We start from the raw sequence: 779 nt of genomic DNA on the forward strand, positions 1-779 counted from the left end.
CGGAGAGCTTTGCGAGCTTGTGCATGAGATCCATTTCCTCGGTGGTGGAGCCCCGCTTGGCCACCGCGCGCAAGACGGCCCGCCGAAGCCGGAGAGTGCGGATCTGCACCTCCAGAGCATCGGCGTGCGCGGCCGCGATCTCGGGAACCGAGACCTCGTGGTCCAGCACCTGCCGGATGACGGCAAGGTCGAGTCCCAGGTCGCGAAGGGTGCGTACCAGATCCAGCCGCGCGAGTGCGCTGACGTCGTAGAGCCGGTAGCCGGCCGGGCTGCGGTCCGTCGGCGGCACGATCCCCACGTCGGAATAGAACCGAATGGTCTTGACCGTCAGCCCGGTCCGCCGAGCCAGGTCACCGATCGAGAAGAGCGTGTCGCCGTCCATGTCCCCACCTTCGCGTCTCCCCTTGCTGGAGACTCAAGCCCCGTCGTTTGCAGTGTGACGAACCAGAGGAGGTACAACGCCGACCGGGTCGTGGAGCTGGTCAGTGGTGCGGTGGGGCGGCCGGGCGGGGGGTCAAGTCGGTGTCGAAGTCGCCGTCGGCGATCTGGTGTGCCAGACGGCCGAGTTGGTGGTGGTGGGAGCGTGCGTAGATGCGGAAGGCGGCGAACGCCTCGTCGACGCTCAGGTGCCAGCGTTCCGCGAGGAGGCCCTTGACCTGTTCCAGCACGATGCGGCTGTTCAGGGCGAACTGGAGCTGGCCTCGTTCCAGTTGGCTGTGGGCCAGGGTGCGTTGTTGCAGGACGGCGATGGTTGCCAGGTCTGCCAGGGCCTGGGCGGG

Annotated in this window: 2 protein-coding genes; both read right to left on the minus strand. The window is 67.5% G+C overall.

Annotation, left to right across the window (positions count from 1 at the left end):
- On the minus strand, positions 1–382 hold a 382-nt coding region (locus ABD323_RS42500; protein WP_344447404.1), incomplete at its 3' end, for a helix-turn-helix domain-containing protein.
- A 100-nt stretch (positions 383–482) separates the two neighbouring features.
- A partial coding sequence (locus ABD323_RS42505; protein WP_344447405.1) for an ANTAR domain-containing protein occupies positions 483–779 on the minus strand: 297 nt, incomplete at its 5' end.

Origin of the sequence: Kitasatospora nipponensis, assembly GCF_039528135.1 — a bacterium.
Lineage (GTDB): Bacteria > Actinomycetota > Actinomycetes > Streptomycetales > Streptomycetaceae > Kitasatospora > Kitasatospora nipponensis.